This is a genomic window from Zoogloea sp. (assembly GCF_041908905.1).
GTDB lineage: Bacteria > Pseudomonadota > Gammaproteobacteria > Burkholderiales > Rhodocyclaceae > Zoogloea.
Genome location: NZ_JAYREK010000001.1, coordinates 323,012 through 345,317 on the forward strand (window position 1 = coordinate 323,012; position 22,306 = coordinate 345,317).

20 protein-coding genes are annotated in these 22,306 nt (G+C 68.5%); 7 read left to right on the forward strand and 13 right to left on the reverse strand.

The window, feature by feature from the left end:
• Positions 1–4 precede the first annotated feature (4 nt).
• Positions 5–1,267 (forward strand): Hsp70 family protein, encoded by a 1,263-nt coding sequence (locus ACE3OU_RS01580; RefSeq protein WP_374239775.1) that lies wholly within the window; start codon positions 5–7, stop codon positions 1,265–1,267.
• On the opposite strand, the gene ACE3OU_RS01585 is transcribed toward ACE3OU_RS01580, so the two are convergent.
• The 7 genes from ACE3OU_RS01585 to scpA form a co-directional block, all read right to left on the reverse strand.
• Positions 1,268–2,515 (reverse strand): diguanylate cyclase, encoded by a 1,248-nt coding sequence (locus tag ACE3OU_RS01585; protein WP_374239776.1) that lies wholly within the window; start codon positions 2,513–2,515, stop codon positions 1,268–1,270.
• Between the two features lie 23 nt (positions 2,516–2,538).
• Complete coding sequence (locus ACE3OU_RS01590) at positions 2,539–3,252, reverse strand: transporter substrate-binding domain-containing protein (protein ID WP_374239777.1); 714 nt, start codon at positions 3,250–3,252, stop codon at positions 2,539–2,541.
• 129 nt (positions 3,253–3,381) lie between these two features.
• Positions 3,382–4,113, reverse strand: a complete 732-nt coding sequence (locus tag ACE3OU_RS01595) for a glutamine amidotransferase (RefSeq protein WP_374239778.1) — start codon at positions 4,111–4,113, stop codon at positions 3,382–3,384.
• A 298-nt stretch (positions 4,114–4,411) separates the two neighbouring features.
• Positions 4,412–6,415: an acetyl-CoA carboxylase biotin carboxylase subunit gene (accC, locus tag ACE3OU_RS01600; protein WP_374239779.1), complete on the reverse strand. Its 2,004-nt coding sequence runs from the start codon at positions 6,413–6,415 to the stop codon at positions 4,412–4,414.
• A gap of 138 nt (positions 6,416–6,553) precedes the next feature.
• On the reverse strand, positions 6,554–8,089 hold the full coding sequence (locus ACE3OU_RS01605; RefSeq protein WP_374239780.1) for an acyl-CoA carboxylase subunit beta: 1,536 nt from the start codon (positions 8,087–8,089) through the stop codon (positions 6,554–6,556).
• Positions 8,090–8,122: 33 nt separating this feature from the next.
• Positions 8,123–9,130, reverse strand: coding sequence for a methylmalonyl Co-A mutase-associated GTPase MeaB (meaB, locus tag ACE3OU_RS01610; RefSeq protein ID WP_374239781.1), 1,008 nt, complete (start codon positions 9,128–9,130; stop codon positions 8,123–8,125).
• 135 nt (positions 9,131–9,265) lie between these two features.
• Complete coding sequence (gene scpA, locus ACE3OU_RS01615) at positions 9,266–11,428, reverse strand: methylmalonyl-CoA mutase (protein ID WP_374239782.1); 2,163 nt, start codon at positions 11,426–11,428, stop codon at positions 9,266–9,268.
• Between the two features lie 284 nt (positions 11,429–11,712).
• Here scpA and ACE3OU_RS01620 point away from each other — a divergent pair, with 284 nt between their 5' ends.
• A complete protein-coding gene (locus ACE3OU_RS01620) occupies positions 11,713–12,384 on the forward strand; it encodes a GntR family transcriptional regulator (RefSeq protein ID WP_374239783.1) in 672 nt (223 codons plus the stop codon).
• A 127-nt stretch (positions 12,385–12,511) separates the two neighbouring features.
• Here ACE3OU_RS01620 and ACE3OU_RS01625 read toward each other — a convergent pair whose 3' ends face one another.
• The gene (locus ACE3OU_RS01625) at positions 12,512–14,176 is read right to left on the reverse strand and encodes a cation acetate symporter (protein WP_374239784.1); all 1,665 of its coding nucleotides are present in this window, start codon (positions 14,174–14,176) and stop codon (positions 12,512–12,514) included.
• Positions 14,176–14,511 carry a DUF485 domain-containing protein gene (locus ACE3OU_RS01630; protein ID WP_374239785.1) on the reverse strand — a complete coding sequence of 112 codons (336 nt, stop codon included), beginning with the start codon at positions 14,509–14,511 and terminating at the stop codon, positions 14,176–14,178. Before ACE3OU_RS01630 ends, ACE3OU_RS01625 begins: the two co-directional genes overlap by 1 nt.
• 226 nt (positions 14,512–14,737) lie before the next feature.
• Here ACE3OU_RS01630 and ACE3OU_RS01635 point away from each other — a divergent pair, with 226 nt between their 5' ends.
• Positions 14,738–15,520: an enoyl-CoA hydratase/isomerase family protein gene (locus ACE3OU_RS01635; protein WP_374239786.1), complete on the forward strand. Its 783-nt coding sequence runs from the start codon at positions 14,738–14,740 to the stop codon at positions 15,518–15,520.
• An 8-nt stretch (positions 15,521–15,528) separates the two neighbouring features.
• Here ACE3OU_RS01635 and ACE3OU_RS01640 read toward each other — a convergent pair whose 3' ends face one another.
• The 3 genes from ACE3OU_RS01640 to ACE3OU_RS01650 all read right to left on the reverse strand — a co-directional run bounded on the left by ACE3OU_RS01640 (position 15,529) and on the right by ACE3OU_RS01650 (position 17,544).
• Positions 15,529–16,197, reverse strand: a complete 669-nt coding sequence (locus ACE3OU_RS01640) for a hypothetical protein (RefSeq protein ID WP_374239787.1) — start codon at positions 16,195–16,197, stop codon at positions 15,529–15,531.
• 67 nt (positions 16,198–16,264) lie between these two features.
• Positions 16,265–17,077: a sulfite exporter TauE/SafE family protein gene (locus ACE3OU_RS01645; protein WP_374239788.1), complete on the reverse strand. Its 813-nt coding sequence runs from the start codon at positions 17,075–17,077 to the stop codon at positions 16,265–16,267.
• On the reverse strand, positions 17,074–17,544 hold the full coding sequence (locus ACE3OU_RS01650) for an EVE domain-containing protein (protein WP_374239789.1): 471 nt from the start codon (positions 17,542–17,544) through the stop codon (positions 17,074–17,076). The genes ACE3OU_RS01645 and ACE3OU_RS01650 overlap by 4 nt, the downstream gene beginning before the upstream one ends.
• 185 nt (positions 17,545–17,729) lie before the next feature.
• Between ACE3OU_RS01650 and ACE3OU_RS01655 the strand changes: the two genes are divergently transcribed.
• The 4 genes from ACE3OU_RS01655 to ruvC all read left to right on the forward strand — a co-directional run bounded on the left by ACE3OU_RS01655 (position 17,730) and on the right by ruvC (position 21,255).
• Positions 17,730–19,460, forward strand: coding sequence for a mechanosensitive ion channel family protein (locus ACE3OU_RS01655; protein ID WP_374239790.1), 1,731 nt, complete (start codon positions 17,730–17,732; stop codon positions 19,458–19,460).
• A gap of 54 nt (positions 19,461–19,514) precedes the next feature.
• Positions 19,515–19,751, forward strand: coding sequence for a hypothetical protein (locus ACE3OU_RS01660; RefSeq protein WP_374239791.1), 237 nt, complete (start codon positions 19,515–19,517; stop codon positions 19,749–19,751).
• Positions 19,752–19,834: 83 nt separating this feature from the next.
• Entirely contained in the window at positions 19,835–20,704 is an 870-nt protein-coding gene (locus ACE3OU_RS01665; RefSeq protein WP_374239828.1) for a DMT family transporter, read from the forward strand.
• Positions 20,701–21,255: a crossover junction endodeoxyribonuclease RuvC gene (gene ruvC / locus ACE3OU_RS01670; protein ID WP_374239792.1), complete on the forward strand. Its 555-nt coding sequence runs from the start codon at positions 20,701–20,703 to the stop codon at positions 21,253–21,255. The genes ACE3OU_RS01665 and ruvC overlap by 4 nt, the downstream gene beginning before the upstream one ends.
• Positions 21,256–21,405: 150 nt before the next feature.
• Here ruvC and ACE3OU_RS01675 read toward each other — a convergent pair whose 3' ends face one another.
• Positions 21,406–22,158, reverse strand: a complete 753-nt coding sequence (locus ACE3OU_RS01675; protein WP_374239793.1) for a sulfite exporter TauE/SafE family protein — start codon at positions 22,156–22,158, stop codon at positions 21,406–21,408.
• Positions 22,159–22,306 lie beyond the last annotated feature (148 nt).

The following is a 22,306-nucleotide window of genomic DNA, read 5'->3' on the forward strand; positions in this document are numbered from 1 at the left end:
GCCCATGAGTGCCACCCTGCCCCGCGCCTGCGGGATCGACTTCGGAACCTCCAACTCCACCGTCGGCTGGCTGCGGCCCGGGGTCCCGGCGCTGCTGGCGCTGGAGGACGGCAAGCCGACGCTGCCCTCGGCGGTGTTCTTCAACGCCTACGAGGAGAGCACCCACTACGGACGCGATGCGCTGCAGGAGTACCTGGAGGGCTACGAGGGCCGGCTGATGCGGGCGCTGAAGAGCCTGCTGGGCAGCAACCTGATGGAGGGCAGCACAGAGGTGGCCGGGCGGGCGCTGCGCTACAGCGACCTGCTGGCGAGCTTCATCGGCGAGCTCAAGCAGCGCGCCGAGGTGGCCGCCGGGCGCGCCTTCGACCAGGCGGTGTTCGGCCGCCCGGTGTTCTTCGTGGACGACAACCCCGCCGCCGACCGGCGCGCCCAGGACACCCTGGAGCACATCGCCCGTCAGGTGGGTTTCCGCGAAGTGAGCTTCCAGTTCGAGCCGATCGGCGCGGCGCTGCACTACGAGGCCTCGCTGGCGCGCGAGGAGCTGGTGCTGATCGCCGACATCGGCGGCGGCACCGCCGACTTCTCGCTGGTGCGCCTGTCGCCGGAACGGGCCCGCCACCTCGACCGCCAGGACGACCTGCTCGGCAACGCCGGCCTCCACGTGGGCGGCACCGACTTCGACCGGGCCCTGTCGCTGGAGTGCGTGATGCCGCTGCTGGGCCACAAGAGCCTCATGAAGAGCGGCGCCGAGATCCCGTCCGGGCTGTTCTTCCAGCTCGCCACCTGGCACACCATCAATTTCGCCTACACCCGGCAGGCCTTCGCCGATTTCCAGCACCTCTACCGGGACGCCTGCGCGCGGCGCGAGCTCGACCGCCTGGCCCGCCTGATCGGCCGGCGGGAAGGCCACTGGCTGGCCCTGCAGGTGGAGCAGGCGAAGATCGACCTGTCCGCCGCCGCCACGACCCGCCTGCAGCTCGACCGGCTGGAGGCGGACCTCGCCCACGACATCGGCCGCGAGGATTTCGCCCGCGCCACCCAGGGCCTGGTGGACCGGGTCGCGCAGACGGTGCATGCGCTGCTGGCCCAGGCTGGGCTGGCCCGGGAGCAGGTGGATACGCTGTATTTCACCGGCGGCGCGAGCGGCGTGCCCCAGCTGCGGGCCCGCATCGCCGCCGAGCTGCCGCGGGCGCGCAGCGTGGAGGGCGACCTGTTCGGCAGCATCGGCGCCGGCCTGGCGGTGGAGGCCGCCCGGCGCTACGGCTGATCAGCCGAGGTCGGGCCGCTGGGTGATGACGCTGCGGTTGCGGCCGCTGCGCTTGGCCTCGTAGAGCCCCAGGTCGGCCCGGGCCAGGCTCTCCTCAAGGTCACAGCCGGAACCGTCGGTGAGCCCCATGCTGAAGGTGACCTCCAGGCGGCGCCCGTCCGGCAGCACCAGGGGGTTGTCGAGGAGGCGGGCGCGCAGCCGCTCGGCCAGCTGCAGGGCCTCCTCCGGCGTGGTCTCGGGAAACACGAAGGCGAACTCCTCGCCGCCGTAGCGGCACACCCGGTCGGTCTGGCGCAGGGTTTCGCCGAGCAGCCCGGCAAAGGTCCGCAGCACGTGGTCGCCCGCCGCGTGGCCGAGGGTGTCGTTGATCTGCTTGAAGTGGTCGAGGTCGGCGATCGCGACGGTGATCGGCCGCCCGTAGCGGGCCGCCCGGGCCATCTCGTCGGCGGCGAGGCCCATGAAATGATGGCGGTTGAACAGCCCGGTGAGCCCGTCGGTGGTGGCCAGCCGCTCCAGGCGCAGGCGGACCTCGTCGTTCTCGCGCAGGGTGGCGTGGAATCGGACGATGGCGTCCTCGACGGCGCGGATCTCGGCCATCGGCCCGGGCGGGAAGGCCGGCGCCGGCAGGCGGGCGTCGAGGGACGACAACACCCGCTGGATCCGCTGCAGCGGGCGGATCAGGTAGCGCTGCACGATCCGCAGGAACACCACCACGAAGCCGGCTACCAGCAGCAGGTTGAAGAACAGCTTGTAGCTCGCCTCGTCGATCTCGTTGGAGAGGTGGGCGAGCTCGTGGCTCATGCGCTTGCCGCCCTCCACCGACAGGTCGTCGGCCATCAGCCGCAGGCGGCTGGACAGGGCCTCCCAGGCCTGGATGTCGGCGGGCGCCGCGGGGGAGCCGATCCGCTGCAGGAAACCCTCGACCTCCGCCGCCAGGCTGGCCGTGCGCGGGTCGTCGGCCATGCCGGGCTGGGCCGACAGCACATGCACCAGAAAGAGCGCGTCCTGGCGGGACGCCGGGCTGGAGGCCATCAGGACCCGCTGGCCTTCCAGGCGCAGCTGCTCGAGGTTGCGGCCGAGACGCTGGCGCTCGAGGGTCCAGGGCACGGTTTCGGCCTGCAGTTGCCCCGCCGCCCGACGGAAGGCGTGGAGATCCACGCCCAGCCACACCACCGCCGCCAGCGCCAGAACCGCAAACAGGCTGGACACCGCCAGCAGGAAACGCCCGGCCCGCCAGGTTCGATGCATCTTGGCGGGGGGCTCTGGGCGGGTCACTGGAGGCGGAAGGGGATGAAGCGGGTATTGATACGGTCGAAGCGGCCGTCGCGCTTGATCCGGTCGAGGGCCTCGTTGAGCTGCTCGAGCAGGGCCCGGTCGCGGGGATTGACCCCGAGCGCGGTGTCGCCGGCGAGCTCCGGCGCCTGCACCGCGATGCTCTTCAGGCCCAGGGCCTGGGCGCGGGGGTCCTGCTGCAGCGCGATGGCGCTCGCCATCGGCAGCAGGGTGGCATCGGCCTGGCCGGCCACCAGAGCCGCAAAAATCGCCTCGTGGTTGTCGAAGGGCAGCCACTGCCAGCCCCGGGCCTGGGCATGGCGGGCCTGGATGCCCCCCTTGACGACGGCGACCCGCCCCTCGCCGGGCTTGAGCCCGGGGCGGGCGAACCACACGCTGATCGAACGATAGTAGGGCCGGGTCATCAGCACCCGGGCGCGGCGCTCGGGGGTCACCAGCAGGCTCACCGCAGCGAAGTCGACCTCGCCCGCCGCCAGGGCATCGACAACCCGCTCGAGGGGCAGCACGACGGTATCGCAGCGGGCCGCCAGCTCCCGGCACAGCTCCCGCATGATCTCGACATTGAAACCCGTCAATCCGCCGCCGGCGTCGAGGTAGGACATCGGCGGTGAATGCTGGATCACCCCGACCTTCAGCACGCGCTCGGCTCCGTGGGCCATGCCGGCAAGCGCCAGCATGAGGGCGACGGACATGCATCGGAAAATCTTTTTACCCACCCTCTTGCTCCCTGCTGCACGTACCGGCGGATTCTACATGCCTACGCCATCATGCAAGTCGCCCCCCCGTGGATAAGCCCGGGGAAGGACGCACTACCGTTGCATTTAGGCCATCGGGCGGGCCGACCGTTCCATGACGAAGCGTCCGAAACGGGCGAGGATGGCGGCGGCGGCCGGCGTGTCGGTGACGGTGCGGGCGATGGCGTCGGGATCGGCCCCGTCGTTGCGCAGGGCATCGGCCAGGTGGCGGATGTAACCACGCATCGCGAAGGCGTCGAACTCGGGGTGGAACTGCACGCCCCAGGCGGCCTGGCCGAAGCGGAAGGCGTGATGGGGCTCGAAATCGTTGTGGGCCAGGCATTCCGCGCCCGGCGGCAGGCGCACGGTGGTCTGCCGATGGACGGCCTGGGCATGGAAGACCTCCGGCAGCTCGGCAAACAGCGGGTCGGCAACGGCCGCCGGCGTCTTGCGCACGACCACGGTGCCGATCTCGATGCCCTCCGGGTGCCAGTCGGCCTCGCCCCCGAGGGCGTGGGCCAGCAGCTGGTGGCCGTAGCAGATGCCGAGCACGGGCTTGCCGGCGGCCACCACGCCGGCAAGCCAGCGGGCGGTGTGCTCGCTCCAGGCGGCCCGGTCGGTCACCATCGAGCGGGAGCCGGTGATAACCGCCGCCGAGATCTCGGCCGGGCCGGGCAGGCCCTGCGGATCGTGGCGGGGATCGACGATCCGCACCGGCGCGCTGCCGAGCGCCGCGGCGATCCAGGTTTCGAAGCCTCCCCTGCAGGCGGCGAGGTCGGGAATGGTATCGCCAAGCTTGACGATGAGCAGGGGTAACACTTTCAGCGTCTCCGGAAGATTCGAGACCATTCTGCAGCAGGGGCCGCCGCCCCGGCCGTTAAATGTTGAACGGATTGATTCTTGAAACGGCAGCCATCCGCCGCGACTTTAGCGGACTGCCGCGATGCCCGCGGCGGGGCAGCGGGTGCACCGCGCCGAGGTCAAAAAAAGGGGTCGTCATTCGACGACCCCAACTCCCTCGACAGGAACCCGCCCACAGGACGGGTCTCCCTCCCCATCGAACGGAACCAGCGCCTGTCGCCGGGCGGGAAGCGCACCCGGCGGAGGCTCGCAATGCTTATTCGAACTCGATGATCACATCATCCACCGCCAGGCTCTGCCCGGCAAGCGCGACGATCTTCTTGACCTTGCAGTCCTGCTCGGCCTTGAGGATGTTCTCCATCTTCATGGCTTCGATGACCGCCAGCTTCTCGCCGGCCTTGACCTCCTGGCCAACCTGGACCGCCACTTCACGCAGCAGGCCCGGCATCGGGGAGAGCAGGAACTTCGAGAGGTCGGGCGGCAGCTTCTCGGGCATCAGGGCCAGCAGCTCGGCGGCGCGGGCGCTCATGACCATGAAGTCGGCACGGGTGCCCCAGTGGAACAGGCTGTACTTGGTCTTGTGGCGCTCGACCTGCAGGGTGAAGGGCTCGCCGTTGCAGGTGCCATTGAACAGGGTTTCGCCGAGCTTCCAGTCGGACAGGATCTCGTAGTGCTCGCCCTTGTACTCGATGTGGTAGCCGCCGGCGATGCGACGGGCCACCACCGGGTGGTGCTCGTTGCCTTCCTTGTTGAGGCGGATGACCATCCAGTGGTCGCCGACGGTGCGCTCGTGGCCCTGGAGCTGGCCGGAGATCGAGGCGGAACGGTCGGTGAAGGCACGATAGACGTAGGCCGCGACGGAGACCAGCAGGGCCGGGTCGTCGTGGGGCACCATCGAGGCGTCGAAGCCCTTCGGGTACTCCTTGGCGATGAAGCCGGTGTCGAAGATGCCCGACTGGAAGCGCGGGTGCTGCATCAGCGCGGCCTGGAACGGGATGTTCGAGGAGATGCCACGGATCACGAAGGCGTTGAGGGCGTCACGCATGCGGGCGATGGCCTGCTCGCGGGTGGAGCCGTGCACGATCAGCTTGGCGATCATCGAGTCGTAGAACATCGAGATCTCGCCGCCGTCGTAGACGCCGGTGTCGACACGCACCTGGCCCGGGACTTCGGTGGGCGGCAGGAACTTGACCAGACGGCCGGTGGAGGGCAGGAAGCCGCGGAACGGGTCTTCGGCGTTGATCCGGCATTCCATCGCCCAGCCGTTGATCTGCACGTCGGCCTGGCTGAGGGGCAGCTTCTCGCCGTAGGCGACGCGGATCATCTGCTCGACGAGGTCGAGGCCGGTGATGAGTTCGGTGACCGGGTGCTCCACCTGGAGACGGGTGTTCATCTCGAGGAAGTAGAACTCCTTGGTCGCGCCGGAGACCACGAACTCGACGGTACCCGCCGATTCGTAGTTGACCGCGCGGGCCAGGGCCACGGCCTGCTCGCCCATCGCCTTGCGCATCTCGGGGTCGACGAAGGGGCTCGGCGCCTCCTCGATGACCTTCTGGTGACGGCGCTGGATGGAGCAGTCGCGCTCGTTGAGATACACGTAGTTGCCGTGGGAGTCGCCCAGCACCTGGATCTCGATGTGGCGCGGCTCGAGGACGTACTTCTCGATGAAGACGCGGTCGTCGCCGAAGGAGTTGCGGGCCTCATTGACGCAGGACGAGAAGCCTTCGTGGGCCTCGGCGTCGTTGTAGGCCACGCGCAGGCCCTTGCCGCCGCCGCCGGCGGAGGCCTTGATCATCACCGGGTAGCCGATCTTCCTGGCGATCTCGACCGCCTCGTCGGGGCCGGCGATGGCATCGTTGTAGCCGGGGATGGTGTTGACGCCGGCTTCGATGGCGAGCTTCTTCGACTCGATCTTGTCGCCCATCTTGGCGACCGAGTAGTGCTTCGGGCCGATGAACTTGATGCCTTCCTCTTCGAGGCGGCGGGAGAACTCGGCGTTCTCGGACAGGAAGCCGTAGCCGGGATGGACAGCCTGGGCGCCGGTCTGCTTGCAGGCGGCGATGATCTTGTCCATGACCAGGTAGGACTCTTTCGAGGCCGCCGGGCCGATGCACACGGCCTCGTCGGCGAGCTCGACGTGGAGCGCGTCCTTGTCGGCCTCGGAGTAGACGGCGACGGTGGCGATGCCCATCTTGCGGGCGGTCTTGATGACGCGGCAGGCAATTTCACCGCGGTTGGCGATCAGGATTTTATTGAACATTCAGGGTCTCCGCGGTGAAACCGCCTGCGCACGCTTCGCGTGCAAGGCAATGTGACTTCGTCGCTGCGCCGCTTCGCGGCTGGTCACCGCGGTTGGCAATCAGGATCTTGGTAAACATGTTCTTGGCGTCCTCGGCGATCACAGCGGGATGTTGCCGTGCTTGCGCCACGGGTTTTCGAGCTGCTTGTCCTTGAGCATGGCCAGCGAGCGGGCGATCCGCTTGCGGGTGGCGCGGGGCATGATGACGTCGTCAATGAAGCCGCGGGCACCGGCCACGAAGGGGTTGGCGAACTTGGCCTTGTACTCGGCCTCGCGCTGGGCGAGCTTTTCCGGGTCGTTCTTTTCTTCGCGGAAGATGATCTCGACGGCGCCCTTCGGGCCCATCACGGCGATCTCGGCCGACGGCCAGGCGAGGTTGACGTCGCCACGCAGGTGCTTGGAGGACATCACGTCGTAGGCGCCGCCGTAGGCCTTGCGGGTGATCACGGTGACCTTCGGCACGGTGCATTCGGCGTAGGCGTAGAGCAGCTTGGCGCCGTGCTTGATGATGCCGCCGTATTCCTGGGCGGTACCCGGCATGAAGCCCGGCACATCCACGAAGGTGACCACGGGGATGTTGAAGGCGTCGCAGAAGCGCACGAAGCGGGCGGCCTTGATCGCCGACTTGATGTCGAGACAGCCGGCCAGCACCAGCGGCTGGTTGGCGACGATGCCGATCGGGCTGCCGTCGATGCGGCCGAAGCCGATGATGATGTTCTTGGCGTAGTCCGGCTGCAGCTCGAAGAAATCAGCGTCGTCGACGACCTTGACGATCAGCTCCTTCATGTCGTACGGCTTGTTGGCGTTGTCCGGCACCAGGGTGTCGAGGGAGTAGTCGAAGCGGTCGACCGGGTCGTTGGTCGGCGTGACCGGCGGCATCTCGCGGTTGCTGGCCGGGATGAAGTTCATGAAGCGACGCAGCATCGACAGGGCTTCGACGTCGTTCTCGAAGGCCAGGTCGGCCACACCGGACTTGGTGGTGTGGGTGACCGCACCGCCCAGCTCTTCGGCGGTGACGTCTTCGTGGGTCACGGTCTTCACGACTTCGGGACCGGTCACGAACATGTAGGACGAGTCCTTGACCATGAAGATGAAGTCGGTCATCGAGGGCGAGTACACCGCGCCGCCGGCGCAGGGGCCCATGATCATGGAGATCTGCGGCACGACGCCGGAGGCCATCACGTTGCGCTGGAACACGTCGGCATAGCCGCCGAGGGAGGCCACGCCTTCCTGGATGCGGGCGCCGCCCGAGTCGTTGAGGCCGATCACCGGAGCACCGACCTTCATGGCCTGGTCCATCACCTTGCAGATCTTCTCGGCGTGGGTTTCGGACAGGGAGCCGCCGAACACGGTGAAGTCCTGGCTGAACACGAACACCAGCCGGCCGTTGATGGTACCGTAACCGACGACGACGCCGTCACCCGGGGTCTTCTCGGACTGGTCCATGCCGAAATCGACGCAGCGGTGCTCCTTGAACATGTCCCATTCCTCGAAGGAATCCGGGTCGAGCAGGAGTTCGATGCGCTCACGGGCCGTCAGCTTGCCTTTTTTGTGCTGGCTGTCGATTCGCTTCTGGCCGCCACCCAGGCGGGCCGCTTCGCGCTTCTTTTCCAGCTGGTGGATGATGTCGTGCATTTACAGCCTCCAGTTAAAATCCGTTTTTTTGATTCAGCCCAGATAGCCCAGCAACCGCATCGCGGCGGCCGAAGGGGTTGTCTGGCCGGCCTCGACGGCCGCCTGCAAACCGGGCAGATCCTGCTGTACCCGGGCGTGACTCGCGAACCGGGCCCGCAGGCCCTGATCGATCAGTTCCCACATCCAGGCCCGCGCCTGATGGCGGCGACGGGCTTCGAACTCACCGCTCCGCTGCATCGTGGAACGATAGTTTTCAATGGTATTCCAGAATTCGGCGATCCCCTGCTTCTGCAACGCAGAAAGCATCAGCACCGGCGGGGCCCAGTTGGGCGAGGCATGGCGCAGCATGCCCAGCGCGCTCTTGATCTGGGAGCGGGCCACGGTGGCCGCCTGGGGGTTGATGTCGGCCTTGTTGATGACGATCAGGTCGGCGAGCTCCATGATGCCCTTCTTGATCGCCTGCAGGTCGTCGCCGGCGTTGGGGAGCTGGAGCAGGCAGAAGATGTCGGTCATGCCTGCCACGGCGGTCTCCGACTGGCCGACGCCCACCGTCTCGATGATGATCACGTCGAAGCCGGCCGCCTCGCAGACCAGCATGGCCTCGCGGGTCTTTTCGGCAACGCCGCCCAGGCTGCCCGCCGACGGGCTCGGCCGGATGAAGGCCTCGGTGCGCTGGGAGAGCAACTCCATGCGCGTCTTGTCGCCGAGGATGGAGCCGCCGGTGACGCTGGACGACGGATCGACGGCGAGCACCGCCACCTTGTGGCCCTGGTCGATGAGGTAGAGCCCGAGCGCCTCGATGAAGGTGGACTTGCCAACCCCCGGCACGCCGGAGATGCCCACCCGCATGGAGCGGCCGGTGTGGGGCAGCAGGCCTTCCAGCACGCTGCGGGCGCGCTGCTTGTGATCGGCCCGCTGGGATTCGATCAGGGTGATGGTCTTGGCGAGGGGGCGCCGCTGCTCGGCGAGCACACCGTCGACAAGAGCCTGGTCGGCGGCGTCGCGGGGCAGGTTTTCAGCGGACATGGAGGTCGCGGACATGGCGTCTTCAGGAGCGGGGGCGCGAGAGTCGTCGTGGATGCTTCACGAATGCGGATGGGCGAAAAAGCCGAAGCCCTTCGCCCATCGCGGGACACGTCGCCGACCGGCGCAGGCCGGCCGGCGTCAGGGAGATGCTCAGCCCTTCTTCGCGGCGCGGATCTGCTTGAGCACCTCGCGGGCCGCGGTCGGGATCGGCGTGCCGGGCCCGAAGATGCCGGCGGCGCCCGCCTTGTAGAGGGCGTCGTAGTCCTGGGCCGGGATCACCCCACCGACGAAGGTGATGATGTCGTCGGCGCCCTGGTCCTTGAGGGCCTTGATGATGGCCGGCACGAGCGTCTTGTGGCCGGCGGCGAGGCTGGAGCAGCCCACCGCGTGCACGTCGTTCTCGACCGCGTGGCGGGCGGCTTCCTCGGGGGTCTGGAAGAGCGGGCCGATGTCGATGTCGAAGCCCAGGTCGGCGAAGGCCGAGGCCACCACCTTGGCGCCGCGGTCGTGGCCGTCCTGGCCGAGCTTGGCGATCATGATGCGCGGGCGGCGGCCCTCTTCGGCGACGAAGGCCTCGATGTCGGCCTTCAGGGCCTGCCAGTCGTCGTTGCCCTCGACCACCGCGTTGTAGATGCCGGTGACGGCCTGCGGGTTGGCGCGGTAGCGGCCGAAGACGACCTCGAGCGCGTCGGAGATCTCGCCGACGGTGGCGCGCAGGCGCACGGCCTTCACGGCGAGATCGAGCAGATTGCCTTCGCCGGTCTTGGCGCACTCGGTGAGGGCGGCCAGGGCGGCGTCGACGGCGGCCTGGTCACGCATCGCGCGGATACGGGCGAGGCGCTCGATCTGGGCCTCGCGCACGGCGTGGTTGTCGATGTCGAGGATCTCGATCGGGTCTTCCTTGGCCAGCTTGTACTTGTTGACGCCGACGATGACGTCCTTGCCGGAGTCGATGCGGGCCTGCTTCTCGGCGGCGCACTCCTCGACCTTCATCTTGGCCCAGCCGGACTCGACGGCCTTGGTCATGCCGCCCATCGCCTCGATCTCCTCGATCAGGGCCCAGGCCTTGTCGGCCATGTCCTGGGTGAGCTTCTCCATCATGTAGGAGCCAGCCCACGGGTCGACCACGCTGGTGATGTGGGTCTCTTCCTGGATGATGATCTGGGTGTTGCGGGCGATGCGGGCCGAGAACTCGGTGGGCAGCGCGATGGCTTCGTCCAGCGCGTTGGTGTGCAGCGACTGGGTGCCGCCGAACACGGCCGCCATCGCCTCGATGGTGGTGCGCACGACGTTGTTGTACGGGTCCTGCTCGGTGAGCGACCAGCCGGAGGTCTGGCTGTGGGTGCGCAGCATCATCGATTTCTGGCTCTTCGGCTCGAACTGCTTCATGAGGCGCCACCACAGCATGCGCGCGGCACGCATCTTGGCGATCTCGAGGTAGAAGTTCATGCCCACCGCCCAGAAGAAGGACAGGCGGCCGGCGAAGGTGTCCACGTCCATGCCGGCCTTGATGCCGGTGCGCACGTACTCGACGCCGTCGGCCAGCGTGAAGGCCAGCTCGATGGCCTGGTTGGCGCCCGCCTCCTGGATGTGATAGCCCGAGATCGAGATGCTGTTGAACTTGGGCATGTGCGTCGACGTGTACTGGAAGATGTCGGCGATGATCTTCATCGACGGCGTCGGCGGGTAGATGTAGGTGTTGCGGACCATGAACTCCTTGAGGATGTCGTTCTGGATGGTCCCGGACAGCTTGTCCTGCGAGACGCCCTGCTCTTCGGCGGCGACGATGTAGCCGGCGAGGATGGGCAGCACGGCGCCGTTCATGGTCATCGAGACGGACACCTTGTCGAGGGGGATCTCGTTGAAGAGGATCTTCATGTCCTCGACGGAGTCGATGGCCACGCCGGCCTTGCCGACATCACCGACCACGCGGGGGTTGTCGGAGTCGTAGCCGCGGTGGGTGGCCAGGTCGAAGGCCACCGAGACGCCCTGGCCGCCGGCCGCCAGCGCCTTGCGGTAGAAGGCATTGGACGCTTCGGCGGTGGAGAAGCCGGCGTACTGGCGGATGGTCCACGGACGGGCGGCGTACATGGTGGCCTGCGGGCCGCGCAGGAAGGGCTCGAAACCCGGCAGGGTGTCGGCGTACTTGAGGCCCTCGAGGTCGGCCGCGGTGTACAGCGGCTTGACCGTGATGCCTTCCGGCGTCACCCAATTGAGCTTGGCAACATCGCCTTCGGGGGCCGACTTGGCGGCGGCCTTGTTCCAGGCGGCCAGATCAGGTTGCGGGAAGGTCGGTTCTTTGCTGTTCGCCATGGCTTGTTACCCTCGATTTTTGGGGCCACCGGACGGCCCGTGACGGTTCGATCATATACGGCAGTACCGGCCGTGACCCCTGGCCACGGCCGGCTGTCGTGCCCTGCGCAGGGCATTTCTCCCTCCCTCTTTGTCTTGTTCGATCCGCCGGCGATGCCGCCGGACAGACCCGGGTTCAGATGCTGCGCAGGTGCTTGACTTGATATCCTGTAAATAATACTTTATCCATAATTATGGATGCAATAGCTGAGTCACCTCTCCAACAAAACCCGTCACGCGAATCGATGAAGGCCGGCCGGATAGCCCCCCTAGCCCTGTACCAGGAAGTCGCGGAGCGACTGCGCCAGCGCATTTTTTCCCACGAACTGCCGCCCGGCACCTGGGTGGACGAGCAGGCCCTGGCCGCCGACTACGGGATCTCGCGCACCCCGCTGCGGGAGGCCCTCAAGGTGCTCGCCGCCGAGGGTCTGGTGACGCTCAAGCCGCGGCGCGGCTGCTACGTCACCGAGATCTCCGAGCGCGACCTGGACGAGATCTTCACCGTCATGGCGCTGCTCGAAGGCCAGTGCGCCGCCGACACCGCCCGCAAGGCCAGCGAGGCCGACCTCGACCAGCTGCGCGCGATCCACGACGATCTCGAGCGGGCCGCCGACGCCAACGACATCGACGGTTTCTTCGAGGCCAACCAGGCCTTCCACCAGGAAGTCCAGCACATCGCCGGCAACCGCTGGCTGACCCAGGCCATCACCGACCTGCGCAAGGTCATCAAACTGTCGCGCCACCACTCGCTGTTCAGCGACGGCCGCCTCAGGCAGTCCCTCGCCGAACACCGGGGCCTCCTCGACGCGCTGTCCCGGCGCGATGTCGCGCGCAGCGAACAGCTGATGCGCGAGCACATCTCCAGCGGCCGCCAGGCCCTCGCCAAGTTCGCCGCCAGTCGCGACAGCACCACCTGAGCGCCCGGCAGCGGCCTGGGCCGCCCCACTCAAAAACACAGCCTCTCACCCATGTAAAAACCCCCGCCGAGCCAGGCCCGAGCGGGGGTTTCTGCATCCGGCGAGCCCCTCGCGGGGCCCGGCTGGCTTAGTGCGAGCTGGCTTCGGCGGCGCCGAAACCGGTCTGGGCACGGACGTACTGGTCTTCGAAGGCAGCGCGCTCGGCCTGGGCTTCGGCGCTGTTGTCGAGCTTCGACACGATGAAGGTCACCAGGAAGGCCAGCGGCATGGAGAACAGGGCCGGCTGGTCATACGGGAACAGCGCCTGGGCGTTGCCCAGCACGGTCACCCACACGGACTTGGAGAACAGCACGAACAGCACCGCCGCCACCAGGCCGACGTAGCCGCCGACGACCGCGCCGCGGGTGGTGAGGCCCCTCCAGTACATCGACAGGATCAGCACCGGGAAGTTGGCGGAGGCGGCGATACCGAAGGCCAGCGCCACCATGAACGCCACGTTCATCTTCTCGAAGAGGATGCCGAGGACGATCGCCACCAGGCCCAGACCCACGGAGGACAGCTTGGAGACGCGCAGCTCCTCGGTCTCGGTGGCCTTGCCCTTGCGGATCACGCGGGCATAGATGTCGTGGGAGATCGACGCCGCACCGGCCAGCGCCAGGCCGGACACCACCGCCAGGATGGTCGCGAAGGCCACCGCCGACAGGAAGCCCAGCAGCAGGTTGCCGCCCACGGCCTTGGCCAGGTGCATCGCGACCATGTTGCCACCACCGATGATCTTGCCACCGATCTTGCCGCCCTCGAAGAACTCGGGGTTCTGGCCGACGATGATGATGGCGGCGAGGCCCATCAGCAGGATCACGTTGAAGAAGTAGGCCACGAAACCGGAAGCATAGAGCACCGACTTGCGGGCTTCCTTGGCGTTGGTCACCGTGAAGAAGCGCATCAGGATGTGCGGCAGACCGGCGGTACCGAACATCAGGCCGAGACCCAGGGACAGCGCGGTGATCGGGTCGGGCAGCAGGGAGCCGGGGAAGAGGATCTTCTCGCCCAGGCTATGCACCGAGACGGCCTTGGCCATCAGGTTCTCGAAGCTGAAGCCGAACTGGCTCATCGCCAGGATCATCACCAACGTGCCACCGGCCAGCAGCATGCAGGCCTTGATGATCTGCACCCAGGTGGTGGCGACCATGCCGCCGAAGGTGACATACACCATCATCAGCGCGCCGACGACGAACAGGGCGATGTTGTAGTCGAGACCGAACAGCAGCTTGATCAGCTGGCCGGCACCGACCATCTGGGCCACCAGATAGAAGCACACCACGGTGAGCGAGGACACCGCCGCCATCGTGCGCACCTTGCCCTGGTTGAGGCGATAGGAGGTGATGTCGGCGAAGGTGAACTTGCCCAGGTTGCGCAGGCGCTCGGCCATCAGGAACAGGATGATCGGCCAGCCGGCGAAGAAGGCGATCATGTAGATGTAGCCATCGACGCCCTTGGTGTAGACCAGCGCGGTGAGGCCCAGCAGCGTGGCGGCGGACATGTAGTCGCCGGCGATCGCGAGGCCGTTCTGGAAGCCGGTGATGCCGCCGCCGGCGGTGTAGAAGTCGGACGCCGACTTGGTGCGCCCGGCCGCCCACTTGGTGATGAACAGGGTCATGCCGACGAACAGCACGAACATGCCGATCGCGTGGATGTTGAGCGCCTGCTTCTCGGTGGCGGAAATCGCATCACCGGCAAAGGACAGGGCCGGCGCCAGCAGGGCCAGCAGCGCAAGATTGAGACGGGCTCGCATCACTTCACCCCCTTCGCGGCGTCGCGGACGACTTCTTCGGTGATGGCGTCGAATTCGCCATTGGCGCGCTTGACGTAGACCGCCGTGAGCACCCAGAAGAAGATGAACATGAACAATTCGGCGGCGATCCCCACGGTGAGGTAGGAGCCCTCGGAGAGGCGCTGGCCGATCAGATTGGGGTTGAACGCCACGACCATGAAGAAGCCGTAGAAGATCACCAGGACGACCACCGACAACAGGGTGGCAAAACTCGTACGCTTGGAGACGAGCTCGGTGAAGCGCGGGTTCTTTCGGATGCGTGCGTAAACCGCACTCTGGTTTGCAGTGCTCGACATGTTTCCTCCCTTAGTACATCAGTGGATGTGGCGCGGACTGTCTGTTGGTTCCTCAGGGCAAAGACCCCAGACTGCCATTTCTTGGTGTTATCGATGGATGTGACGCAGGGCGAAGCCGCGCCGCAACGACGCCCGAGCCAGATGATATAACATACACAAGACTCCATACTACTGCGTATGGAACTTTTTTGCAGCGCAATACCTTTTTCACCCACGGAACCCCCCAATGTCCGGAGAAATCCACTGCAGCCAGACCTCGGGCGTCGCGACCCTGAGCCTCTCCAACCCCGACAAGCTCAACGCCGTGGACGCCGACATGTGGCGTGCCCTGCAGGCCCGCATGAGCGCCATCAACGCCGACCCCGAGGTACGCTGCGTGATCCTGCGCGGCGCAGGTGACAAGGCCTTTGCAGCCGGCGGCGACATCGAGGAATTCCTGGTCGTGCGCGCCACCGTCGACGACGCCCTGCACTACCACGAAGGGCTCGTCGCCGCCGCCCTCGACGCCATCCGCGCCTGCCCGGTGCCCACCGTGGCGATGATCCAGGGCGCCTGCATCGGCGGCGGGCTGGAGATCGCCGGCTGCTGCGACATCCGCATCGCCGGCGAGTCGAGCCGCTTCGGCGCGCCGATCAACAAGCTGGGCTTCTCGATGTATCCGGGCGAGATGGCCGGCCTGCTCGAGCTCGTCGGCCCGGCGGTGCTGCTGGAGATCCTGCTCGAGGGGCGCATCCTCGGCGCCCACGAGGCTCTCGCCAAGGGCCTGCTGACCCGCGTGGTGGACGACGAGGAGGTCGAGCGCGAAGCCCACGCCACCGCCGCCCGCATCCTCAAGGGCGCGCCGCTGGTGGCCCGCTGGCACAAGCAGTGGGTGCATCGGCTGATGAAGGGCACGCCCCTGTCGGCCGACGAAAAGCGCGCCGCCTTCGACTTCCTGGCCACCGAAGACTACAAGGAAGGCCTCGACGCCTTCTTTGCCAAGCGCCCGCCGGTGTTCAAGGGGCGCTGAGCCGCCCCTCAACCCGCCTGCCAGCGGGCGAGCAGCGCGCCACGGTGGGGCACCAGCTGCGCCACCGCCACATCCAGCACCGGGCCGGTGAGGGTATGGCCGGAACACTCGGCGGACACCGCCACCGCGGTGCCGGCCACCTCCACCCGCAGTGGCCCCTGGTCGGCCCGCAGGCGGGTCTGGCGGTGGACGCTATCAAGAAAGATGTGGCCGTTGGTGAGGTTGAGCTCGCCGTCGATCCGCGCGGGCTTGCCGCTGGTGAGCACGGCGCTCACCGAGCACGGCACCAGCCGGTATTCGTTGACCAGCGCCAGCGCCTGGCCGCGCAGGTAGGCGGCGGCCTCCGCCTCGCCCGCCGGCAGGCGCGCGCCGGCCCGGGCGGAGAGGGCCTCCACCTCGGCGTCGGTCAGGTGGGGCGCCACCTCGACGATGCGCGCCGGCTCGACGCGGGCCTGCGTGGTGACCCGGGCATCCAGGTGGTGGTGATGCTTGACCACGCGGACGCCGACCTTGGCCATCTGCTTGCCGGCGATCATCGGCAGCCCCTGGATCACCGTCGGGCCGAGGGCCCCGGCCAGCGCGCGGCACAGCTGCGCGTGGTCGAGGGCGGTCAATTGTGTGGGGACGGCGAGTTCGAGCTCGAACTGGAGCCGGAGACGGACATTGGCGGCGGACATGGGCGCACCCGTACGAAGTCGGTGCATTGTCTTACGGCCGGGCCGCCCCGGCCTTGAGAGGCGGGACTCAGCCCGCCAGCACGGTGTGCAGCATCTTGGCCGACAGGGCGATCAGCAGCCCGGCAAAGACCTTCTTCAGGGTGGCCACCGGCAGCTTGTGGGCGAGCCTGGCGCCGATCGGCGCGGTCAGGCTGGAGAGCAGGCTGAGCAGCACCAGCGCCGGCAGGTAGACATAACCCAGGCTCCACTCGGGCAGCCCCGCCACGCTCCAGCCATTGATCAGGTAACCCAGCGCGCCGGCCACCGCGATCGGTAGGCCGATGGCCGCCGAGGTGCCGATGGCGTTGTGCACCTTGACGTTGCACCAGGTCATGAAGGGCACCGACAGCGAACCGCCGCCGATCGCCACCAGCGACGAGATCGCCCCGATCACGCCGCCCACCCCGACCAGCCCGGCGGTGCCCGGCAGCTCGCGGGAGGGCTTGGGCTTGACGTTGAGGATCATCTGCACCGCCACGTAGGCGGTGAAGCAGGCGAAGAAGATCGCCAGCGGCTGGGTTGGCGCCCGCGACGCCACGAAGGTGCCGGCGAAGGTGCCGGCCAGCACGCCCGGCGCGATGCCGCGCACGATGTCCCAGCGCACCGCGCCGTGGGCGTGGTGGGCGCGCAGGCTGGAGATCGAGGTGATCACGATGCCGGCCATCGAGGTGCCCAGCGCCAGATGCACCAGGTGCTCCCGCGGGAAACCCTGGGCGGCGAAGAAGGTGGTCAGCATAGGCACCATGATCGCGCCGCCCCCCACGCCGAGCAGCCCGGCAAAAAAGCCCACGAAGGCGCCGAGCGCCAGGTAGGCGGCCAGCCATTCGATACCGATGTTCATGTCCAGTCCTGCAGGTCGGTTGCGCCGAGCAGCTGCCCGACGATGAAACGCCACTCGGCCGGCTCGACCGGCGTGATCGACAGCCGGTTGCCACGGGCGAGGACGCGCATGTTCGCCAGTTCGGGCCGGCCGCGCAATTCGGGCAAACCCACCAGCCGGGTCTTGCGCACGAAGCCCACGTCCACATGCAGCCAGCGCGGGTTGTCAGGCGTGGCCCGGGGGTCGAAGTACTTGCTCGCCGGGTCGAACTGGGTGGCGTCCGGGTAAGGCCCGCTGGCAACCCGGGCGATGCCGGCGATCCCCGGCTCGGCGCAGCCGGAATGGTAGAACAGCACCCCATCGCCGACCCGCATCGCGTCGCGCATGAAGTTGCGGGCCTGGTAGTTGCGCACCCCGTACCAGGGCACCGTCTGGCCAGGGCGGGCGGCCAGGTCGTCGATGGAGACGTCGTCGGGTTCGGATTTCATCAGCCAGCAGGGCATGGCGGGTCCTCGTCGCGGGGTTGGGCGCGCGGCCGGAGCCGGCGCGTCGGAGCCGGGGTTGTCGCGCAAAACGCGGCGGAACACAAGCCGGTCCGCCGCAAAAGCACGCCCCACGCCGGGCGAACGGCTATCATCAGGGCATTTCCCGATTGCCCGGATGCCCCGCCGGCATGCACCGACCACACCCCATCGCCATGCGCTCCGACTCCCTGCGTCCGCCCCGCGGCGGCATCCTCCGCCTGTTGTTCCTGGTCTGGGCCCTGGGGCTGGCGGCGGCCTGCAGCGCCGCCTCCGGCCACGCCCGCCATGGGCCGGAGCAGGCCCGGGCGACGACACCGGCCGAGCCGTCTCCGCCGGCGGCCGTCGCCGTGCCGGCCGGCGAAGAGGCCGAGCTGGTGCTGATGAACCGCCGGATCGTACGCTTCCGGGCGACCTTCCTGGGCGCCCCACCCCGCCAGCGGGCCGAGCGTGGGCGGCAGGCGATCGTTGCGCAGCTCGAACGGGGGGCCGGCGACACCGTCAGCGTGCAGCCCAACCCGGTGGGCAACATCGTGCTGGTCGGCGGCCAGCTGGCCTTCGTACTGACCCCCGAAGACACCGACAAGCTCGCCGGCGAGAGCCTCGACGCCCTCACCGACACCACCCTGGCGGCCCTCCGCACGGCCCTCGCCGAGTCCCGCGAGAGCCACGACAGCAGGACCCTGGCCGGAGGCCTGGCGGTGTCGGCCGGGCTGACGCTGCTGTTCGTCATCCTGCTGTCCGGGCTGGCGCGCCTGCGCGGCTGGATCGCCCGCCGCCTCGCCGCCGCCATCGACGCCCACACCCGGCGGCTGCGGGCGGGCGGTGCCGAGCTGATCCGCGGCGAGCGCGTGCTGGCCGCGGCGAGGTGGCTCACCGGCGCGGCGTTCTGGCTGCTCGCCGCCCTGCTCGCCTACACCTGGCTGGCCCGGGTGCTGGCGCTGTTCCCCTACACCCGGGCCTGGGGCGAGCAACTCGACGACTACCTGCTCGGCGTGCTGGCCCGGCTCGGGCTGGGCATGCTCGAAACCCTGCCCAACCTGCTGGTGGCGGTGCTGATGCTGCTCGTCGCCCGGGCGGTGGTGGGCCTGCTGAAACCCTTCTTCGACCACGTGGCGGGCAACGGCGGCGGGGTTGGCTGGCTGGACCGGGACACCGTCGAGCCGACCCGCAAGATCACCAACATCCTGATCTGGATCTTCGCGCTGGTGATGGCCTACCCCTACCTGCCCGGCGCCCACACGGAGGCCTTCAAGGGCATGTCGGTGCTGATCGGCCTGATGGTGTCGCTGGGCGCCTCCAGCGTCGTCGGCCAGGCCGCCAGCGGGCTGATCCTGATGTACTCGCGCACCCTGCGCACCGGCGAATATGTGCGCATCGGCGAGCACGAGGGCACCGTCGCGGCGATCACCCTCTTCAACACCCGGCTGCGCACCGGGCGCGGCGCCGAGGTCACCATCCCCAACGCGCTGATCGTCGGCAGCGCCACCCGCAACTACTCGCGTACCACCGACGGGCTCGGCTTCATGATCGACATCACGGTGACGATCGGCTACGACACCCCGTGGCGCCAGGTCGAGGCGATGCTCCTCGAGGCCGCCCGGCGCACCGCCGGGGTGCTCGCCGACCCGCCGCCGCGGGTGTTCCAGACCGCGCTGTCCGACTTCTACCCCGAATACTGCCTGGTCGCCCAGGCCGCCCCCACCGGCGACGCGCCGCGGGCGCGGGTGCTCAGCAATCTCCACGCCAGCATCCAGGACGTCTTCAATGAGCACGGCGTGCAGATCATGTCGCCCCACTACATGGCCGACCCGGCCCAGGAGAAGTGCGTGCCCCCCGAAAAATGGTACGCCGCGCCGGCACGCCGGCCCGGGGCGGCCTGAGGGCCGGGTTATCATCCCCCTCGCCCTCTTCGGCCTTTTTCCGGACAGCCGCCCATGAACCCGATCCCCGAACGCCGCAAGAACCTGGCCCTGCGCGAGCTGGTGGACCAGGCCTACCACCTCATCGAACCCTTCTTCGACCCCTCCAACGCCTGGAATGGCCAGCAGCTCGAGCACCTGGCCTACCGGCTGGTGCGCGAGAACCTGCCCCAGCTGCCGCCGGCCGACGTGCAGGCCATCGTCACCGCGGCCACGCGCATCTACCGCAGCCGGCACAAGGCCGGGCAGTAGGTGGCGCGACGGCGCGAGCCCCCTTGCGCCCGCGCCGCCCGCGCTGCTCCAGATCCCGGCGAACCACCGCTCCAAGCCCCGACATCCCCTTCCCCGTGACACGCTTCTATCCCCTCCTCTTCGTGCTGCTGTGGAGCACCGGCTTCATCGGCGCCCGCTACGGCATGCCCTACGCCGAGCCGCTCAGCTTCCTGTGCCTGCGCTACATGCTGGTGATCCTGCTGATGGGCGGCGTCGCCCTGGCCAGCCGCGCGCCGTGGCCGCAGACGCCGCGCCAGTTTCTGCACATCGGCGTCACCGGGCTGCTGGTGCATGGGGTGTATCTGGGCGGGGTGTTCGTGGCGATCAGCCACGGGCTGCCCGCCGGCATTGCCGCGCTGGTGGTCGGCCTTCAGCCCCTGCTCACCGCCCTGGGCGCCGGCCTGCTGCTGGGCGAGAAGGTGCGGCCGCGCCAGTGGGCCGGGTTGGTGCTGGGCCTCGCCGGAGTGGCGCTGGTGGTGTCGAACAAGGTGGCCGGCACCGCCGGCACGCCGCAACTGACGGCGATGCTCACGCCGGTGCTGCTGGCCCTGATCGGCATCACCGCCGGCACCCTGTACCAGAAGCGCTTCTGTCCGGCCTTCGACCTGCGCACAGGCTCGGTGATCCAGTTCGTGCCGTCCCTCCTCGCCACCGGCCTCGTCGCCACCCAGACCGAGGCGCTGGCGGTCACCTGGAGCGGCCACTTCGTGTTCGCGCTGCTGTGGCTGGTGCTGGTGCTGTCGGTGGGCGCGGTGAGCCTGCTCAACCTGCTGATCCGCAGCGGCAGCGCCGTCAATGTGGCGAGCCTGTTCTACCTCACCCCGCCCAGCACCGCGCTGATCGCCTGGGCGGTGTTCGGCGAGACGCTCACCGGCCTGGCCCTGGCCGGGATGGGCGTCACGGTGTTCGGCGTCTGGCTGGCCCGCAAATGAACGCGCCGGCCGCCTCCGCCACCGTCGCGACGCGCATCCTGGGCATCGACCCGGGCCTGCGCAACACCGGCTTCGGCGTCATCGACACCCTCGGCAGCCAGCTGCGCTACGTGGCGAGCGGCGTGATCCGCAGCGGCGAGGGCAGCCTGCCGGAGCGCCTCAAGGTGATCCTCGACGGGGTGCGCCAGGTGATCGCCACCTACCAGCCGGACCAGGTGGCGATCGAGATCGTCTTCGTCAATGTGAACCCGCAATCCACCCTGCTTCTCGGCCAGGCCCGCGGCGCGGCGATCTGCGGCGCGGTGTCGTGCGACCTGCCGGTGGCCGAATACACCGCGCTGCAGGTCAAGCAGGCCGTGGTGGGTCATGGCAAGGCGGCCAAGGAGCAGGTCAACCACATGGTGCAGCGTCTGCTCAGCCTGGACGGCAGCCCGTCCAGCGACGCGGCCGATGCGCTGGCCTGCGCCATCTGCCACGCCCACGGCAGCGCCGGGCTGGCCAAACTGGCCGGCGTCGGTACCCGCAAGCGGGGCGGACGGCTGCGACTGTAAACCCACGCCCCTCAGGGGCTCGCGCCGCTCGGCGAAGGGGCGCGAAGACCGCGAACAGACGCCCTGCCACTTGTGGCCGCCGGGAGAGCGTGGCCAGCGCCACCGGAAGGGGCGGTGGCCCGCCCGGAGGTGAAGCGGAAGGGCGCCCCCTCAGCCCATCACCCCGTCCCACAGCAGCTTCACCCCCGACAGGCCCAGCGCCGCGGTGGCAAAGAAATAGAACGGCCGCTCGGGGATGTGCTTCAGGATGCGCATGCCGCTCCACACGCCGATCGGCACCAGCGGAATGAACAGCGCCGACATCACCAGGGTCTCGCGGCTGAACAGGTCCAGCCCGATGTAGAAGGGCAGCTTGGCGAGGTTGATCACCGCAAAGAAGAACACCGAGGTGGCCACGAAAGTCTCCCGCGGCTGGCGGCGCGACAGCAGGTAGATCATCACCGGCGGCGCGCCGGCGTGGGCCAGGGTGCTGGTGAAGCCCGACCCGGCCCCCCACAGCCAGCCGACCGCCCGCGGCGGCCGCGCCTCGCTGGCCACCCGGCCGCCCTTGCGCAGCAGCCGGTCGAGGGCGAACACCACCGCGATCAGGCCGATCGAGCCCTTCACGACCCGGTCCGACATCACCCCGAAGGCCAGCGTGCCGAGGGCGATGCCGACCAGCGCGCCGGGGATCAGCGTGCGCAGGTCCTGCCAGTCGGCCTTGCCCCGCCAGGCCCGGATGCCCACCATGTCCATCGTGATGAGGATGGGCAGCATCACCGCCACCGCGTCCCGGGGCGACATCCACATGCTCATGAAGGGCACCGCCAGCCCGCCCAGCGCACCGCCCAGGCCGGACTTGGAGATGCCGGTGATGAGGATCGCAAACCCCGTCACGACCCACCCGGCGAGATCCATTTCCATCGGTCGACCACCTGTGCGATAAAGGACGGGTTTTATACCACCGAGCCAGGGTGCCAGGGCGCCGGTGGCCGCCCGCCCGGACCGCGGCCGCGCGGCGCGCCCTCCCCACTTTGGGGCGCCCCGGCTAGAATGGGCGGCGGTAATACTG

Bases quoted from the DNA above. Each gene is read 5' to 3' on its own strand.
- ACE3OU_RS01580 (WP_374239775.1), top strand. From the start codon at position 5: ATGAGTGCCACCCTGCCCCGCGCCTGCGGGATCGACTTCGGAACCTCC.
- ACE3OU_RS01585 (WP_374239776.1), bottom strand. From the start codon at position 2,515: ATGCATCGAACCTGGCGGGCCGGGCGTTTCCTGCTGGCGGTGTCCAGC.
- ACE3OU_RS01590 (WP_374239777.1), bottom strand. From the start codon at position 3,252: ATGTCCGTCGCCCTCATGCTGGCGCTTGCCGGCATGGCCCACGGAGCC.
- accC (WP_374239779.1), bottom strand. From the start codon at position 6,415: ATGTTCAATAAAATCCTGATCGCCAACCGCGGTGAAATTGCCTGCCGC.
- ACE3OU_RS01605 (WP_374239780.1), bottom strand. From the start codon at position 8,089: ATGCACGACATCATCCACCAGCTGGAAAAGAAGCGCGAAGCGGCCCGC.
- meaB (WP_374239781.1), bottom strand. From the start codon at position 9,130: ATGTCCGCGACCTCCATGTCCGCTGAAAACCTGCCCCGCGACGCCGCC.
- scpA (WP_374239782.1), bottom strand. From the start codon at position 11,428: ATGGCGAACAGCAAAGAACCGACCTTCCCGCAACCTGATCTGGCCGCC.
- ACE3OU_RS01620 (WP_374239783.1), top strand. From the start codon at position 11,713: ATGAAGGCCGGCCGGATAGCCCCCCTAGCCCTGTACCAGGAAGTCGCG.
- ACE3OU_RS01625 (WP_374239784.1), bottom strand. From the start codon at position 14,176: ATGCGAGCCCGTCTCAATCTTGCGCTGCTGGCCCTGCTGGCGCCGGCC.
- ACE3OU_RS01630 (WP_374239785.1), bottom strand. From the start codon at position 14,511: ATGTCGAGCACTGCAAACCAGAGTGCGGTTTACGCACGCATCCGAAAG.
- ACE3OU_RS01635 (WP_374239786.1), top strand. From the start codon at position 14,738: ATGTCCGGAGAAATCCACTGCAGCCAGACCTCGGGCGTCGCGACCCTG.
- ACE3OU_RS01640 (WP_374239787.1), bottom strand. From the start codon at position 16,197: ATGTCCGCCGCCAATGTCCGTCTCCGGCTCCAGTTCGAGCTCGAACTC.
- ACE3OU_RS01645 (WP_374239788.1), bottom strand. From the start codon at position 17,077: ATGAACATCGGTATCGAATGGCTGGCCGCCTACCTGGCGCTCGGCGCC.
- ACE3OU_RS01650 (WP_374239789.1), bottom strand. From the start codon at position 17,544: ATGAAATCCGAACCCGACGACGTCTCCATCGACGACCTGGCCGCCCGC.
- ACE3OU_RS01655 (WP_374239790.1), top strand. From the start codon at position 17,730: ATGCACCGACCACACCCCATCGCCATGCGCTCCGACTCCCTGCGTCCG.
- ACE3OU_RS01660 (WP_374239791.1), top strand. From the start codon at position 19,515: ATGAACCCGATCCCCGAACGCCGCAAGAACCTGGCCCTGCGCGAGCTG.
- ruvC (WP_374239792.1), top strand. From the start codon at position 20,701: ATGAACGCGCCGGCCGCCTCCGCCACCGTCGCGACGCGCATCCTGGGC.
- ACE3OU_RS01675 (WP_374239793.1), bottom strand. From the start codon at position 22,158: ATGGAAATGGATCTCGCCGGGTGGGTCGTGACGGGGTTTGCGATCCTC.